The organism is Nonomuraea sp. NPDC050790, from assembly GCF_044456745.1.
Classification (GTDB): domain Bacteria; phylum Actinomycetota; class Actinomycetes; order Streptosporangiales; family Streptosporangiaceae; genus Nonomuraea.
Genome location: NZ_JBITGF010000001.1, coordinates 1,644,338 through 1,657,987, shown reverse-complemented (window position 1 = coordinate 1,657,987; position 13,650 = coordinate 1,644,338). Strand labels below are relative to the sequence as shown.

At 72.8% G+C, this 13,650-nt stretch carries 18 protein-coding genes; 9 read left to right on the top strand and 9 right to left on the bottom strand.

What is annotated here, in order from left to right; all coding sequences use genetic code 11:
- Positions 1–75: 75 nt before the first annotated feature.
- On the top strand, positions 76–1,272 hold the full coding sequence (locus ACIBEJ_RS07425; RefSeq protein WP_397181760.1) for an MFS transporter: 1,197 nt from the start codon (positions 76–78) through the stop codon (positions 1,270–1,272).
- Positions 1,273–1,601: 329 nt separating this feature from the next.
- Complete coding sequence (locus tag ACIBEJ_RS07420) at positions 1,602–1,838, top strand: hypothetical protein (RefSeq protein ID WP_397181759.1); 237 nt, start codon at positions 1,602–1,604, stop codon at positions 1,836–1,838.
- On the opposite strand, the gene ACIBEJ_RS07415 is transcribed toward ACIBEJ_RS07420, so the two are convergent.
- Positions 1,835–2,503, bottom strand: a complete 669-nt coding sequence (locus ACIBEJ_RS07415) for a response regulator (protein WP_397181758.1) — start codon at positions 2,501–2,503, stop codon at positions 1,835–1,837. The genes ACIBEJ_RS07420 and ACIBEJ_RS07415 overlap by 4 nt on opposite strands.
- Positions 2,461–3,555: a sensor histidine kinase gene (locus tag ACIBEJ_RS07410; RefSeq protein WP_397181757.1), complete on the bottom strand. Its 1,095-nt coding sequence runs from the start codon at positions 3,553–3,555 to the stop codon at positions 2,461–2,463. Before ACIBEJ_RS07410 ends, ACIBEJ_RS07415 begins: the two co-directional genes overlap by 43 nt.
- Positions 3,556–3,668: 113 nt before the next feature.
- On the opposite strand from ACIBEJ_RS07410, the gene ACIBEJ_RS07405 reads away from it, so the two are divergent.
- Positions 3,669–4,640, top strand: coding sequence for a DUF418 domain-containing protein (locus ACIBEJ_RS07405; RefSeq protein ID WP_397181756.1), 972 nt, complete (start codon positions 3,669–3,671; stop codon positions 4,638–4,640).
- Positions 4,641–4,660: 20 nt separating this feature from the next.
- Entirely contained in the window at positions 4,661–4,831 is a 171-nt protein-coding gene (locus ACIBEJ_RS07400) for a hypothetical protein (protein WP_397181755.1), read from the top strand.
- Here the strand turns inward: ACIBEJ_RS07400 and ACIBEJ_RS07395 are convergent.
- From ACIBEJ_RS07395 to ACIBEJ_RS07380, 4 genes are read right to left on the bottom strand one after another with little or no spacing between them, the layout of a single operon-like run.
- Entirely contained in the window at positions 4,828–5,199 is a 372-nt protein-coding gene (locus ACIBEJ_RS07395) for a hypothetical protein (RefSeq protein ID WP_397181754.1), read from the bottom strand. The two genes, ACIBEJ_RS07400 and ACIBEJ_RS07395, sit on opposite strands and share 4 nt — an antisense overlap.
- 10 nt (positions 5,200–5,209) lie before the next feature.
- On the bottom strand, positions 5,210–5,914 hold the full coding sequence (locus ACIBEJ_RS07390; RefSeq protein WP_397181753.1) for a VOC family protein: 705 nt from the start codon (positions 5,912–5,914) through the stop codon (positions 5,210–5,212).
- Between the two features lie 27 nt (positions 5,915–5,941).
- Positions 5,942–6,541: a TetR/AcrR family transcriptional regulator gene (locus tag ACIBEJ_RS07385; RefSeq protein WP_397181752.1), complete on the bottom strand. Its 600-nt coding sequence runs from the start codon at positions 6,539–6,541 to the stop codon at positions 5,942–5,944.
- A gap of 2 nt (positions 6,542–6,543) precedes the next feature.
- Complete coding sequence (locus ACIBEJ_RS07380; protein ID WP_397181751.1) at positions 6,544–7,794, bottom strand: cytochrome P450; 1,251 nt, start codon at positions 7,792–7,794, stop codon at positions 6,544–6,546.
- A 235-nt stretch (positions 7,795–8,029) separates the two neighbouring features.
- Here ACIBEJ_RS07380 and ACIBEJ_RS07375 point away from each other — a divergent pair, with 235 nt between their 5' ends.
- The 5 genes from ACIBEJ_RS07375 to ACIBEJ_RS07355 all read left to right on the top strand — a co-directional run bounded on the left by ACIBEJ_RS07375 (position 8,030) and on the right by ACIBEJ_RS07355 (position 11,640).
- Entirely contained in the window at positions 8,030–8,710 is a 681-nt protein-coding gene (locus tag ACIBEJ_RS07375) for an L-2-amino-thiazoline-4-carboxylic acid hydrolase (protein WP_397181750.1), read from the top strand.
- 24 nt (positions 8,711–8,734) lie between these two features.
- Complete coding sequence (locus ACIBEJ_RS07370; RefSeq protein ID WP_397181749.1) at positions 8,735–9,622, top strand: helix-turn-helix domain-containing protein; 888 nt, start codon at positions 8,735–8,737, stop codon at positions 9,620–9,622.
- A gap of 161 nt (positions 9,623–9,783) precedes the next feature.
- Complete coding sequence (locus tag ACIBEJ_RS07365; RefSeq protein WP_397181748.1) at positions 9,784–10,197, top strand: SRPBCC family protein; 414 nt, start codon at positions 9,784–9,786, stop codon at positions 10,195–10,197.
- Between the two features lie 71 nt (positions 10,198–10,268).
- Positions 10,269–11,036, top strand: a complete 768-nt coding sequence (locus ACIBEJ_RS07360) for a hypothetical protein (RefSeq protein ID WP_397181747.1) — start codon at positions 10,269–10,271, stop codon at positions 11,034–11,036.
- Between the two features lie 85 nt (positions 11,037–11,121).
- Positions 11,122–11,640 carry a hypothetical protein gene (locus ACIBEJ_RS07355; RefSeq protein WP_397181746.1) on the top strand — a complete coding sequence of 173 codons (519 nt, stop codon included), beginning with the start codon at positions 11,122–11,124 and terminating at the stop codon, positions 11,638–11,640.
- Between the two features lie 5 nt (positions 11,641–11,645).
- On the opposite strand, the gene ACIBEJ_RS07350 is transcribed toward ACIBEJ_RS07355, so the two are convergent.
- The 3 genes from ACIBEJ_RS07350 to ACIBEJ_RS07340 all read right to left on the bottom strand — a co-directional run bounded on the left by ACIBEJ_RS07350 (position 11,646) and on the right by ACIBEJ_RS07340 (position 13,626).
- The gene (locus ACIBEJ_RS07350; RefSeq protein WP_397181745.1) at positions 11,646–12,062 is read right to left on the bottom strand and encodes an ester cyclase; all 417 of its coding nucleotides are present in this window, start codon (positions 12,060–12,062) and stop codon (positions 11,646–11,648) included.
- 65 nt (positions 12,063–12,127) lie between these two features.
- A complete protein-coding gene (locus tag ACIBEJ_RS07345) occupies positions 12,128–13,291 on the bottom strand; it encodes an RNA polymerase sigma factor (protein ID WP_397182002.1) in 1,164 nt (387 codons plus the stop codon).
- Complete coding sequence (locus tag ACIBEJ_RS07340; protein WP_397182001.1) at positions 13,288–13,626, bottom strand: YciI family protein; 339 nt, start codon at positions 13,624–13,626, stop codon at positions 13,288–13,290. The genes ACIBEJ_RS07345 and ACIBEJ_RS07340 overlap by 4 nt, the downstream gene beginning before the upstream one ends.
- Between the last annotated feature and the right edge of the window lie 24 nt (positions 13,627–13,650).

Genomic DNA, 13,650 nt, shown 5'->3' with positions numbered 1-13,650 from the left:
TTAACACAGCGTGCGCGTGAATCTCGTTCGAACAGGTGTTGGACCCCGGTCCGGGGCCGCCGCCAGGATCAGGCCATGACAGGACGAGGAACGATCATGCTCAGCTACGCGCTGACCGGTGTCATGAACGCGCTGTGGGGCGCCACGCTCCCGGCCACCGACGCGCGGCTGGCGCTCGGACCGGGGTTGCTCGGCTGGTTGCTGATGGCGCTGGCCGCCGGCGCGCTGGTGGCCATGCCGGTGGCCGGGCGGCTGGCCGAGCGGTGGACCGGGCGGCGCCTGCTGCGTGTCAGCGCTCCGGCGGCGGCGATCGGGCTGGCGGGTCCCGCGCTGGCGGACGGGGCGGGGACGCTGATGATCTCGGCGGTGGTGCTCGGGATGTTGTTCGGGGTGCTGAACGTGGCCCTGAGCCTCCAGGCGGCGGCCGTGGAACGTGCCCTCGCCAGGCCGGTCATGGCCACGGTCCACGGCACGTGGACGCTGGGCGCGGTCGCGGGCGGCGCGGTCGTGACAGCGGCCCTGCGGGCCGGCGCGGACGTGCGGCTGCTGATGGCCGCGGGTGCGCTCGTCCTGGCGTTCGCCCTGGCCGCGGTCAGGGGAGTGCCGGACCCGCCGTCGCGCCCCGCCGCCCAGGTGGTCCCGCACGGGCCGTCCGCGCCCCCGAGGCCAGGGCTCATGATCATGCTGGGCGTGGTCGGCGCGGCGGCCTTCGTCACCGAGGGCGCCGCCACCGACTGGGCCGGGGTGCACGCCACCCGCGTCCTGGGCGCCGACCCCGCCACGGGCTCGCTCGTGTACACGGTCTTCTTCGTCGCGATGACGCTCGTCCGCTTCGCCGGCGACGCGCTGCGCACGCGGCTCGGCGTCGTGACCACGATCCGCCTGTGCGGCGTGACCGCCTCCGCGGGCTACGGCCTGGTCCTGGCCGCCGGCCTGCTGCCGTCCGGCATCGGGGTGGGCTGCGCGATGGCCGGGTGGGCGCTGGCGGGCGCCGGGATGGCCGTGGTCTGGCCGATCGTGACCAGCCTGCTCGGCGCCGCCGACGGCGCGGCCCGCCGCCTGTCCACGGTCACCACCATCAGCTACGGCGGCGGCCTCGTGGGCCCCGCCCTCATCGGCTACGTGGCGAGCGCCGGAACGCTCCCCCTCGCACTGGCGATCCCGGCGGCCCTGGCCCTCCTCGTCGCCACAGCCGCCCCACCCCTGCTGAACGCGGTCTCCAGAACCGCGCCCAGCACCCCCTCGAAGCAACCCGCTCACACCACCTCGTAGCGCAGTTCGTCGACCGCTGACCCCTCGGTCAGGACGGCGGACTTCGTTCCCGTGGCGCGATCGCCACCACGGAGCCGAGGTGGTCGTCCATGTGCGCCAGGCCGCCGTCCAGTTCGATGATCTCCACCGCGTACGACAGGTCAGGGAGAGCAGCCGGAGCGTCGCGGCGGCCGGGTCGGCGGGCACGCGCTGCGGGAGGATCGGCGCGGGTTCCCGCGGCGGCGGGACCAGCTCGCTCGGGTCGAACAGGCGCGGCGACGGTCTCAGCCCGCCGCGGCCCGTCGCATCAGTAGCGGGATACTCAGGCGGGCTCGGGGCAGGGGGACGGCATGAACGAACGCGAGCCCGAGGATCTCCCGGAAGCCGTCGGCCGGGTCAACGGCGAGAGCGACATGCGCGCCGAGCGCGCGGGCGTCGAGGTGCGGGACACACCACGCCCGATCCCGGCCGAGCCGGTCGACCCGCCGCCCGACCCCGAGCAGAAGGTGCGGGAGGAGCGCCGCGACGCCGAGAAGGAGGAAGAGGAACGCGAGGACGTGGAGCCCGACGCCGAGCCCACCGACTAGGAGTCCATCAGCCCGCTCTCCCACGCCCACGCCACGATCCCGACCCTCCCGCGTACGCCGAGCTTGTCCAGGATGCCCGACACGTACCCCTTGACCGTGCTCAGCGACAGATAAAGCTCATCGGCGATCTCCTGGTTGGTCCGCCCCCTGGCCACCGCCCGGACGATCTCCGCCTCCCGCCAGGTCAGCGCCCCAGCCGGGGCCCGCGCCCCGCGCTCGGCCAGCCGCCGCAGCAACCGCAGCGTGATCGCCGGCGAGATGAGCGCGTCCCCCGTGTACGCCGCCCGCACCGCCTCCACCAGCAGCCTCGGACCCGCGTCCTTCAACACGAACCCGGCCGCCCCCAGACGCAGCGCGTCGTGGACGTACTCGTCCAGGTCGAAGGTGGTCACCATCACCACCCGAGGCGGCTCCCCGGCCAGCGCGCGCGCCACCCCGATCCCGTCCAGACGCGGCATCCGCACGTCCACCAGGCACACGTCCGGCACCGTACGCAGGGCCTGCTCGACCGCCTCCACCCCGTCGGCGGCCTCGGCGACCACGGCGATGCCGGGCTGGTCCTCCAGGATGACCCGCAGGCTGGCCCGCACCGTCTCCTGGTCGTCGGCCAGCAGCACCCGGATCACCGGCGAGCGCCGGTGGGGATGACGGCGTGGACGGACCATCCGGAGCCGGGCCGCGGCCCGGCGGCCAGCGTGCCGCCGAGGGCTTCGAGGCGTTCGCGCATCCCGACGAGCCCGTAGCCGGGCCGCCGCCGGCCTCGGACGCCCGCCCGCGGCGCGTCGTCGGCGACCTCGACGGTCACCGCGTCGCCGTCCTCGGTGACGGTGACGGTGACGGTGCTCGCCCGCGGCGCGTGCCGGGCGACGTTCGTCAGCGCCTCCCGCACGATCCGGTACACGGTCGCGCTCACCTCGGGCGGCCAGCCGGACGGCTCGGCCTCCATCCGCAGCCGAGCCCGGCGGCCGTCGAAGCCCTCGACCAGTTCCTCCAGCCGCTCGTGGCCTTCGGCGACGGGGCCGGTGTCACGCAGCAGGCCGACCACGCGCCGGGTGGCGGCCAGCGCCGCCGAGCCCGCCGACTCGATGCCGGCCAGCGAGTCCGCCGTCCGGTCCGGATGCCTGGCGGTGACGAGCTGGGCGGCCTGGGCCTGGAGCACGATGCCGGTGACGTGGTGGGCGACGACGTCGTGCAGCTCTCTGGCCAGCTCCAGGCGTACGGCCTGCCGTACCCGCTCGGCGGCGGCGTGGCGGCGGGCGTCGAGCAGCCGGGGGACCAGCCCGAGCGGGACCGCGGCGAGCCAGGCCAGCGCGCTCAGCGGCGGCACCGCCGAGGCGGGCGCGGCGAGGAACCCGCCCGCCACCACCGCCAGTCCCGCGGCGGCCACGGCGGCGGCCGTGCGGGCGGGCAGCGTCCTGACGGCGGTGGCGACGAGCACCGCCAGCCCGAGCGAGGTGGCCGGGCTGGGCTCTGCTGGCAGCGGGAGGAACCACGTGGCGAGCACGGCGAGCGCCGCGACGGACAGGCCCGCGAGCGCGGTCCGGAGCGGGCTGAGACCGCGCAGCAGGGCGAGCCCGCCCACGACGGCCGCGATCGCCGCGCCCGGCACCGCGTGAAGACCACCCCAGCTCGCGCCGACCTGGTACGCCTGGAAGGCCACGGCCGCCGCCAGGGCGAGGCCGAGCCCCGCCGCCCGCAGCCGATCGAGAACACGCACGCCGACAGGCTAGATGCGCGACCCCGGCGGCTCGTATCGGCCGAAGGTACGGTCCTTCTTCCCTGCTTTCCGCCGATGCCGCCGGCCGGATCGGGTCCGCAGGATGGGGCCTCATGTCACAGCCAACGCCCCGGCCCCGGATCGCCGCCCTCGACGTGCTGCGCGGGTTCGCCCTGTGCGGCATCCTGCTCGCCAACGTCAAGCCGATCGCGCACACGGGCGGCGTCGCCCCGGCCGCCGCCGGCGCCGGCCCCTCCGTGCTGGGCTTCCTCGTTGACCAGCGCTTCTTCCCGATCTTCTCGCTTCTGTTCGGCATCGGGTTCTCGCTGCTGCTGGAGTCGGCGGCCGGCCGCACGCCCCGGCCGCGCGTCGTGCTGCTGCGCAGGCTCCTGGTGCTGCTCGCCGTCGGCCTGGCGCACATGTTCCTGCTGTGGCGCGGCGACATCCTGACCGTCTACGCCGTCGCCGGGCTCGTCGTGCTGCTGCCCTCGACGTGGCTGCCGCGCTGGGCGGTCGCGGGGCTGGCGGCCGTTCTCGTCGTGACGCCGCTGGTCCTCGGCGTGAACGGCGTGCCGCTGGTGCCGGGGCTGTTCCTGCTGGGCTCAGCGCTGACCCGTTACGGCGTGGCCGACCGGATGGGCCACTCCACGCGCGGCCCCGCCGTTCTGGCATCGCTCTTCGCGGTGGGCGCGGTGCCCGCGGCGTGGCTGCAGCTCCAGACCGACGGCACGGCGGCCTTCACCTTCTGGTTCTCCCTGGCAGGGCTGCTGACCGCCGGCTTCTACGTGTGCGGCCTGATGCTCCTGCTCCGCACGCCGCTGCGGCCGGTGCTGCAGGCGGTGTTCGCGCCGCTGGGCCGGATGGCGCTGACCAACTACCTGAGCGCCACCGTGCTCGTCCTGCTGATCGCCCGCGTGCTCGGCGGCTCACCGGGCGACTGGCCGGAGCCGGCGGTGGTGCTGATCGCCGCGGCCGTCCTGATCCCTCAGTGGCTGGTGTCCACGCTGTGGCTGCGCCGCTTCCGTCAGGGGCCGCTCGAGTGGCTCTGGCGCTGGGCCACCTGGTCCCGCCGCCCAGCCGCCTGAGGACCGCACGCCTGCAAGCCGTGACGCATGATCCGCACCAGCGCCTGGGCGCGCTGTCCAAGGGCATCGGCGTCAACGCCGACGGCACCAGCGGCAGCGTCACCTACGAGGACACCGTCGTACGCCTAAAGCAGGGCTGGCGGATCAGCGGCGGGAAGGTGACGCCGCGGCGCGTCCCCCTGGGCGGCTAGCCCAGGGCGAGGGGCAGGCTCAGGGCGGCCAGGGCAATCGTCACCGGGGTCATCGCGTAGCGCTCCGGTTTGCTTCTGGACAGCGCGTTCAGGAGGGTGGCCAGGACGAGGTAGCCGAACACCACCCACATCGCTACGACGGCCACGGCGTCGGGCAGCAGGCTGATCCGGCCGCCGCGGTCGAGGGCGACCAGCGCGATCAGCGCGTAGATCGCGATCGCGACCAGGCTTCCGGCGCGTAAGCGGGGCGGCAGCACGTCATGCTGCCCGCCCCAGGCGAAGCGCCCGAGCGGGGCGCCCGCGGCCAGGGCGAGCTGGAAGAGACCCAGCAGTCCCAGCAGGACGGTGATGAGGAGGGAGGCGATCACGCCTGCCAGCCTAAGTTCTCAGGGCGGCCTCGATGTCGCGCAGGCCGGTGAGGGTGTCCTGGTCGGCCTCGGTGGCGGGGAGTTGCCTGGCCTGGGCCAGGAAGTCGCGGGCGGCGGTGTGGTCGTCGGCGCGCAGGGCGAGTTCGGCGCGGTAGGTCAGGGCTTCCAGCAGGTCCTTCGCGGCGGCGGTCTCCCGGTCGCGGCGCAGGGCGGTGTCGAGGATGCGGGCGGCCTGGTCGTGCTTGCCGTGGGAGTCGCCCATGACGACGGCGTTGCGCAGGGACGAGGCCAGCTTGCTCAGCGGCGCCTCCGCCTCCGCCTCGGCCTTGGCGGCGACGAACCTGATCCAGTTGCCGCCGGGGTCGATGACGGTGAAGCCCGAGTGGTTGTCGGCGTTCTTGCGCTTGCGCGGGCGGGTCATCCGGGGGATGCCGGAGACCAGGAGCTTGCCGTGGACCGCGCGCATCCCCTCGGCGAACGCCGCGAACAGCTCGCCGGTGTCGGGCACCACGACGAGGCAGGTGCCGTAGGAGTCCTCGGGCTTGAAGTCCGGCATGCCGAAGAAGCCGAGCTCGATGTCGTCGCGCTTCACGGTCACGTACGGGTTCGGGCGGGTCTGGCGGTAGGTCCTGGTGAAGCCCAGCATCTCGTAGAACTCGGAGATGTCGTCGATGGAACGGCAGGGCAGCAGCGGAACGGTCTTCTCACCGGTCATGCCGAGGACTCTACTAGACAAATTTGATTAGTGAGAGCCGACCGCCCGCAGGACTGCGTCGGCGATGGCCGCCGCGTGCCGGGCGCGCTCGGCGTGGATGGCCGCGCGCCGGGTGCCGGGGGTGAGCACGAGCAGTCGCAGGACGCCGCCCATGATGGCGTCGACGATCAGGTCGGGCGAGGTGCCGGGCGGCAGCTCGCCCCGCTCCAGCGCCGCCTCCACCACCTCGTGGCCCAGGGAGAAGCGGGCCTGGACGATGTTCTGCACCATCTGGTCGAAGTGGGGAGGGTACTGCCCGGCCTCCAGGATGATGCGGGGCAGGACCATGGCCTTGGGGCCGACGTACATGCCGATGACCTGCTCGGCCACGGTCACGAGCAGGCCGCGCAGGTCCTTCGGGTCCAGGGGCTCGGCGGGCAGCTCGGACAGACGCTCGAAGGCGGCCAGGAGCAGCGACTCCTTGGTCGGCCAGCGGCGGTAGAGCGCGGCCTTGCCCACCGGGGCGCGGCGGGCGACCGCGTCGAGGGTGAACCCGGCCCAGCCGACCTCGCCGTAGAGGGTGAGGGCGGCGGTGAGCACCCGCTCCTCGATGCCGGGGTCGGCCGGCCTGCCCCGGGTGTTGGTCATGCTCAGCCCTTCAGGCGGTACCGGATCGGCAGGTGCTTGAGCCCCCCGACGAAGGTGGTCGACATCCACGCGGGCGTCCCGTCGAGCTCGATCGACTCCAGGCGGGGCAGGAGCTCGGCGAACAGCGCCCGGGTCTCCATGCGGGCCAGCGCCGCGCCGAGGCAGTAGTGCACGCCGGACCCGAAGGCCAGGTGCTTGTTCGGGTCGCGGCCGGCGTCGAAGCGGAACGGGTCGGTGAAGACGGACTCGTCACGGTTGGCCGAGGGGTAGGACAGGAGCAGCGACTCGCCCTCCTTCACGGCCACGCCGTTCACCTGGGTGTCGGCGGCGGCGGTGCGCATGAACTCCTTGACCGGCGTCACCCACCGGATCATCTCCTCGACCGCGGTGGGCAGCAGGGCGGGATCCTCGCGCAGGCGGGCCAGCTCGCCGGGGTGCTCGATGAGCGCGTGCAGGCCGCCGCTGATCGTGGAGCTGGTGGTGTCGTGGCCGGCGGTGGCGATGATGACGTAGTAGGAGGCGGCGTCGTAGTCGGAAAGCGGCTCGCCGTCCACGCGGGCGTTGGCGATGGCCGAGGCCAGGTCGTCGGTGGGCGTGGCCCTGCGCGCGGCGGTCAGGCCGTGGAAGTAGGTGAAGAAGTCGATCAGCGTGGCCATGATGTCCTCGGCGGTGCCGCCCCGCTGGAACTCCTCGTCGGTGCCGCCGAACAGCTCCTGGGTGAGCTTGAGCATCCGGGGGAAGTCCGACTCCGGCAGGCCGAGCAGCGACAGGATCACGTAGAGGGGGTAGTGGACGGCCACCTGGGTGGCGAAGTCGCACGTGCCGCCGTACTCGGCCATGCGGTCCACGTACTGGCGGGCCAGCTCGCGTACCCGCTGCTCCATCGCGCGCATGGCCCTGGGCCTGAACCAGTCGGCGCCGATCGCGCGGACCACCCGGTGCTGCGGGTCATCCATGTGGATCAGCGTGCGCAGGGCGGTGCCCTCGGCCTGGCTGCGCTTGATCCGCGCGTCCGTCTCCGCCTTCGCCAGCACCGGGCGGGGCGCGTTGAGGAAGACGGGGTGGTTGCGTTCGATCTCCATGATGTCGGCGTGACGGGTGACGGCCCAGAACGGGCGGTACCCCTCCGCCTCCACCCAGTGCACCGGATCGTCGCGGCGCAGCAGGCTGAGCGCCTCGTGCAGGCGGGCCTCGTCGGCGTACGCGGACGGGTCGGTGAGCGTACGGCCCGCCTCGGTCAGAGTCAGCGTCATGGGGGAGTCCTTTATTCGGACGATATTCGTCTGATAATGCCCAGCCTACGATCTTCCACGGGCCCGGACAAGCCGGTGTGTGGCAGAATCGACCCGACACAATCCGTTGAAGTTCGTTGGCGCCGGTCGGTCGGTGGAGTGCGTCGGCGTGCTCGCTTGGTCGCGAGCACGGTCGGCATGCTCCGCGCGAGATGCGGCCGTGTTCGGGACCGAGTCCGTCCCGAAAGGACCTTTCATGTCCACCGACCAGTTCGGACTGGCCGACGGCGACTACGTCCCCGACCCCGATCGCGACACTGCCGTGCTCATCGACGGCTTCTACGACCACATCCGCGCGGTGTCGCGCGAGCAGGCGCTGCCCGGCGACCTCCTCGTCACCGCTATGCGGGCCCGGCACGCGGAGCTGGAGGCGGCCAACGCCCACATGGTCGTCGACGAACCCGCGCGCTACAACCTCCGCATCACCCTCGCCTTGGTGGCGGGGTATGAGACCCTGCGGCCGCGGCTGGGGCGCGAGGCCGCCATCCGCACGGTCCGGGATGCGCTGATCAAGCCGCTCGGCGATGCCGTACGCGAGGGCACCAGGGCGATGCTGGACGCCGCGCCCGACCCGTTCGAGGCCCTGGTCGCCGTCTCGAAGGCGCGCGAGGTGTACGCCTTCGGCGAGGGCTTCACCTTCCGCCGCCCCGCCGACGACGATCGCCGCTACCTGCTGGAGGTCCACCGGTGCTTCTACCACGACGTGCTCGTGGCCAACTCCGCCCCCGAGCTGACCCCGGCGATGTGCGCGTTCGACGGCAACTGGATCGAGGCGATCGACCCGGACAAGGACGGCTTCCGCTTCGACCGCGTCACCACCATCGGGGTGGGCGGCACCCACTGCCCCTTCCACTTCACGCGGACCGGCGAGGGCTGATCCTGCGCGGGTAGCCTCGGGCCTATGGTGTTCGACTCCGCCCAGCTCGATCTGCGGCCCTACGCCGGATTCGACATGGCGCGCTATGTCCGGCGCACCCACTGCAGCTGGGAGAACCTCGGCTGGCGGTCCCTGCTCGTGCAGCGCTTCGAGCACGTGCCGCTGGCCGAGGACATGGAGTTGCCCGCCGCCGCCGACCTGCACCTGGTCCTGCCCGTGGCGGGCAGGGCCGCCATCGAGACGCGCGCCGGCGGCCGGTGGAGCCGCCACACCTGGGCGCCGGGGCGGCTGGAGCTGGGCGTGCCCGACCAGGCGCGCACCCGCCGCTACCGCGCCGACGGGCCGATGCGCAGCGTGCAGGTGCACCTGCCGCGCGGCGCTGTCGAGCGGGCCGCCGAGCAACTGGGCGGCCGCCCGCCCGACTACGCGGGCATGGCGGCGTCCGTGGCCGCGGGCGACCCGCTCATCGAGGAGGCCGTGCGCGCCGTCGGCGCCGCGGACGAGCCCGGCGACCTGTACGCCGAGTCCGCGGCCGCCTTCCTGGCCGTCCACCTGCTCACCCGCCACTCCCGGGCACGGGAGCGGCCACCGGCGCGCGAGGACGCCCGCGTCCGCGCCGCGATCGCCTTCATGCGCGAACGGCTGGCCGAACCGCTCACGCTGGCCGACCTCGCGGACGAGGTGTATCTCAGCGTCTTCCACCTGGTCCGGGTGTTCCGGCAGGCGACGGGGGAGACGCCGCACCGCTATCTCGCCCGCCTGCGGATCGAGAAGGCCCAGCGCCTGCTGCGCGAGAGCGGCCTCACCGTCGCCGAGATCGCGCCGCTGTGCGGCTTCGCCAGCCCCGGCGCCCTGTCGACGGCGTTCCTGCGGCACACCGGCGTACGGCCGTCGGCGTACCGCAATTCCTGACCGATCATCCGGCAATCTCCGGCATGGCCCCGCCCGGCGGGCCGTTCCTAGGGTGGTCGTATGCCGGATCTGCCGCTCTCCGAGCTCAGAGCCGCCTTCCGCCATGCCCGCTTCTGACGACGACCGCCTGGAGACGAACACCCATGCCCCACTCCTACTCCGTGACCGCGCATTCCCCGGCCGAGCCCGCCGCCGTCTACGCGGCGCTCATCCGCGCGGGCACCTGGCCGCTGTGGTCACCGATCGGCGAGGCTCAGATCGAGGGCGGCGGCGATCCCGGCGAGCCGCAGAAGGTCGGCGACACCCGGATCTTCCGCACCGGCAGTCACGTGGCACGCGAGCGCGTCGTCGCGCTGGAGGAGGACCGCCGGTTCGTCTACGAAAACCTCGGCGGCCCCTTCCGCGCCTACCGCGGCACCGTCGACCTCGCCCCCTCGGCCCGGGGCGGCACGGACATCACCTGGTCGGCCGTCTTCGTGCCCAAACTGCCCTTCTCCGGCCCCTTCTGGCGCCGGTACCTGACGAAGTTCATGAAGGGCATGGCCGAAGGGCTGGCCGCGTACGCGGGACGGTGAGGTCAGGCGCGCGGCCGGGCGGCGCTACGCTGGCCGACCAGCACCGCTTGGCCACGAAGAGGAGACCCAGCATGGAGTACGGCCGGCGCCGCATCGTCGCAACCACCGGCGAGCTGGCCGCCCTCGCCGACGGCTTCTCCGACGGCACGCCGGTCATGCTCGACGTCGACGAGATCGAGCCCGGCCACGACCCGCGCGCGCCGCGCGACTGGGCGGTGGTGGCCAGGACCGACCACCTGCCGCTCAACGAGGCGGGGGAGCTGGCGGGTCCGGGCGACCGCATCGCCACCGGCGAACCGGACGCGGAGGGGCAGGCGCCGCTACTGTTCACGCCGGTGCTGACGCTGCAGTCGCGCAAGCTCGCCGTACCCGGGGAGATCGGCCCGGTCGCCCGCGCGGCCGACCCGTGCCAGCGGCGCGCGGACGCCTACGAGCTGATCGAGCGCGAGGGCGAGGCGGGGCTCTACCTGATGGAGCTGCTGGAGGCGGTGGCGGAGCTGCGGCGCGAGGTCGCGGAGCTGGCCGCCGACCGGGACCGCCTGCTGCACCCGGCCGCCCGCAGGCACCTGGACGACCTGGGCGAGGCGCTGAGCAGTGCCAGGGCCGCCGCCGACCACGCCACCCGCTTCGGCTCGGTGTGCGAGCTGCTGCGGGGGGCGGCGGGGGAGAAGTGGTCCGCGGAACTCGGCGCCGACCTGCCCTGCGATCCCGGCGGCCGGCACCGGATGCTGGTCTCGCTCCCGGGCATGGCCGCCGCCGACCCGGCCTGCGAGATCCACGCGGCCCTGGCCCGCGACCACATCCCGGACGCCCTCGTCACCCCCAACCCGGATACCTGATCTACTTTGTAAAGGCGTCGGGTTATACAAGGTCCTCCAAATCTGACCCACAATCACAAACCATCGCCGATGACATGATCATGCGATGGGTGTTCCGGTGTTGGTCATCAGCGGTCCGGTGGGCGTCGGCAAGACGACGGTGGCGGGCGAGATCTTCGATCTGCTGCTCGCCCGGGACGTCGCGCATGCCGTCGTCGATCTGGACAACCTGGGCCTGTGCTGGCCGTTCGGGGAGGGTGATCCGTTCAACGACCGGATGGCGCTGCGCAACCTGGCGGCCGTGTGGCGGAACTACGCGGCGGCCGGGATCGGGCGGCTGGTCGTGGCGCGGGTGGTGGAGTCGCGGGCAAAGCTGGACGGGTATCGCGCCGCCGTACCCGGTGCGGAGATCGTGGTGTGCCGGCTCGCGGCCGAGGCGGGGACGTTGCGTGACAGGGTGGCGCGGCGGGAGGCGGGGGCCGCGGGGGAGGCGCTGGCGCGGCGGGCGGTTGAGCTGGCCGGGACGCCGGCCACGGGCGATGCCGCCGACTTCGTGGTGGTGACGGACGATCGCCCGGTGGCTGAGGTGGCGATGGAGGTGCTGCGGGGGGCGGGCTGGGTTTGAGGTCGTCAGGCGGGGAGGGCGCCTATCTGGCGGAGTTGGGCGTGGACGTCGGTGATGCCCCAGATTTCGGCGATGAGGCCGTCGGCGTAGCGGACGATGAAGATCTCCTGGTAGGTGACCGGGTTGCCGGTGGGGGCGATGCCGCGGTATTCGCCTAGGTGGGTTCCGGTGACCGTGTTGCGGTAGACGGCCTTGTCGCCCTGCTCGATGACGTCCTCGACGGTGACCTCGATGTCGGGGAAGGCGCGCAGCAGCATGGTCCACGCGTTGGTGACGACCTGGGCGGCGGGCGCGTCGGTGGGGATGGGTGTGTGGAAGCGGGCCTGCGGGTGGATGACTTCCTTGGCGGTTTTGGCGATGAGGTCGAGGTCGCGGGTTCGGACGGCGTCGTTCAGGCGCTGGGAGACGGCGATGTTGGACATTGGGAGATCCCCTCGTTGGTTTTGTGTAGGCGACGAACGAGGGTGGGTCGCGGGGACGCTTGGGGTCAGAGTTGTTCGAGGCGGCGGGTGAGGAAGCGGCGTTCCGCGGTGGAGGTGGCCAGGTCGAGGGCGCGGCCGTATGCCTGTCTGGCCTCGGTGGGGCGGCCCATGCGGCGCAGCAGTTCGCCGCGGGTGGAGTGGTAGTAGAGGTAGTCGTCCAGGGGGAGGTGGTCGACGGTGCGCAGGGCGGTGGCGGGGTCGCCGGCCTGGGCGAGGGCGGCGGCGCGGTTGAGTTCGACGACGGGGGAGCCGGTGAGGTGGGCGAGCCGTTCGTAGAGGCGGGCTATCTGGGGCCAGTCGACGCGCTGGTGTGTCTGGAGGGAGGCGATGACGGCCTGGATGACGTACGGCCCGCGTCCGCCGAGCAGGAGGGCGCGGTCGAGGACGGTGTGGCCGGTGGCGATCTGGGTGGTGTCCCAGAGGGTGCGGTCCTGGTCGTCGAGCAGGACGAGGTCCTGGCCGGAGTAGCGGGCGCGGCGGCGGGCGTGGTGGATGAGCATGAGTGCGAGCAGGCCGTGGGTCTCGGGTTCCTGTGGCATGAGTACGGCCAGCACGCGGGCCAGCCGGATCGCGTCCTGCCCGAGGTCGACGCGGCCGCTGTAGTCCTCGTTGAAGATCAGGTAGAGGACGGCCAGGACGGCGTCGAGGCGTTCGGGGAGCAGGTCGGCGCCGGGGACGGCGAAGGGGATGCCGGTGGCTTTGATCTTGTTCTTGGCGCGGGAGAGCCGTTTCTTCATGGTCTCCTCGGGGACCAGGAAGGCGCGGGCGATGTCGGCGGTGTGGAGGCCGCCGAGGGTGCGCAGGGTGAGGGCGACCTGGCCGTCGAGGGGGAGTGCGGGGTGGCAGCAGGTGAAGATGAGTTCGAGCCGTTCGTCCTTGATCACGGTTTCGTCCAGCTCGTCCATGACGTTCTCGGGTACGGGCAGCAGGTGGATCTTCTCGGCGAGGGTGCGTTCTCTGCGGATGCGGTCGATGGCGCGGTTGCGTGCGGTGGTGACCAGCCATGCGCCGGGGTTGGCGGGCTGGCCGGTGTCGGGCCAGCGGCGGGCGGCGATGGCGAAGGCCTCCTGGGCGGCGTCCTCGGCGCGGTCGAAGTCGCCGAGGTAGCCGACCAGGGAGGCGAGGACGCGGCCCCATTCCTCGCGGAAGACGTCTTCGAGCGCGGTCAGGACCGGACCACCGGCCTGATCTCGATGACGCCGCCGAGTCGGGCGGCGGGCACGCGGGCGGCCAGGGCGATTGCCTCGTCGAGGTTGGCGGCTTCGATCAGGCAGAAGCCGCCGAGTGCTTCTTTGGTGTCGGCGAAGGGGCCGTCGGTCATGAGGGTTCTGCCGCCTGTGATGCGGATGGTGGTGGCGGTTTCGACCGGTTGGAGTTGTGCGCCGCCGAGGTAGCGGGGGTCGTCGCCGAGGGCGAAGTATTCGGCGTACATGGCTTCGCGTTCGGTTTCGGACAACGCTTCGGCCAGGCCGGGCTCGGCGTAGATCACCAGGGCGTACTGCATCGCAACCTCCCGATCGGTTCACCG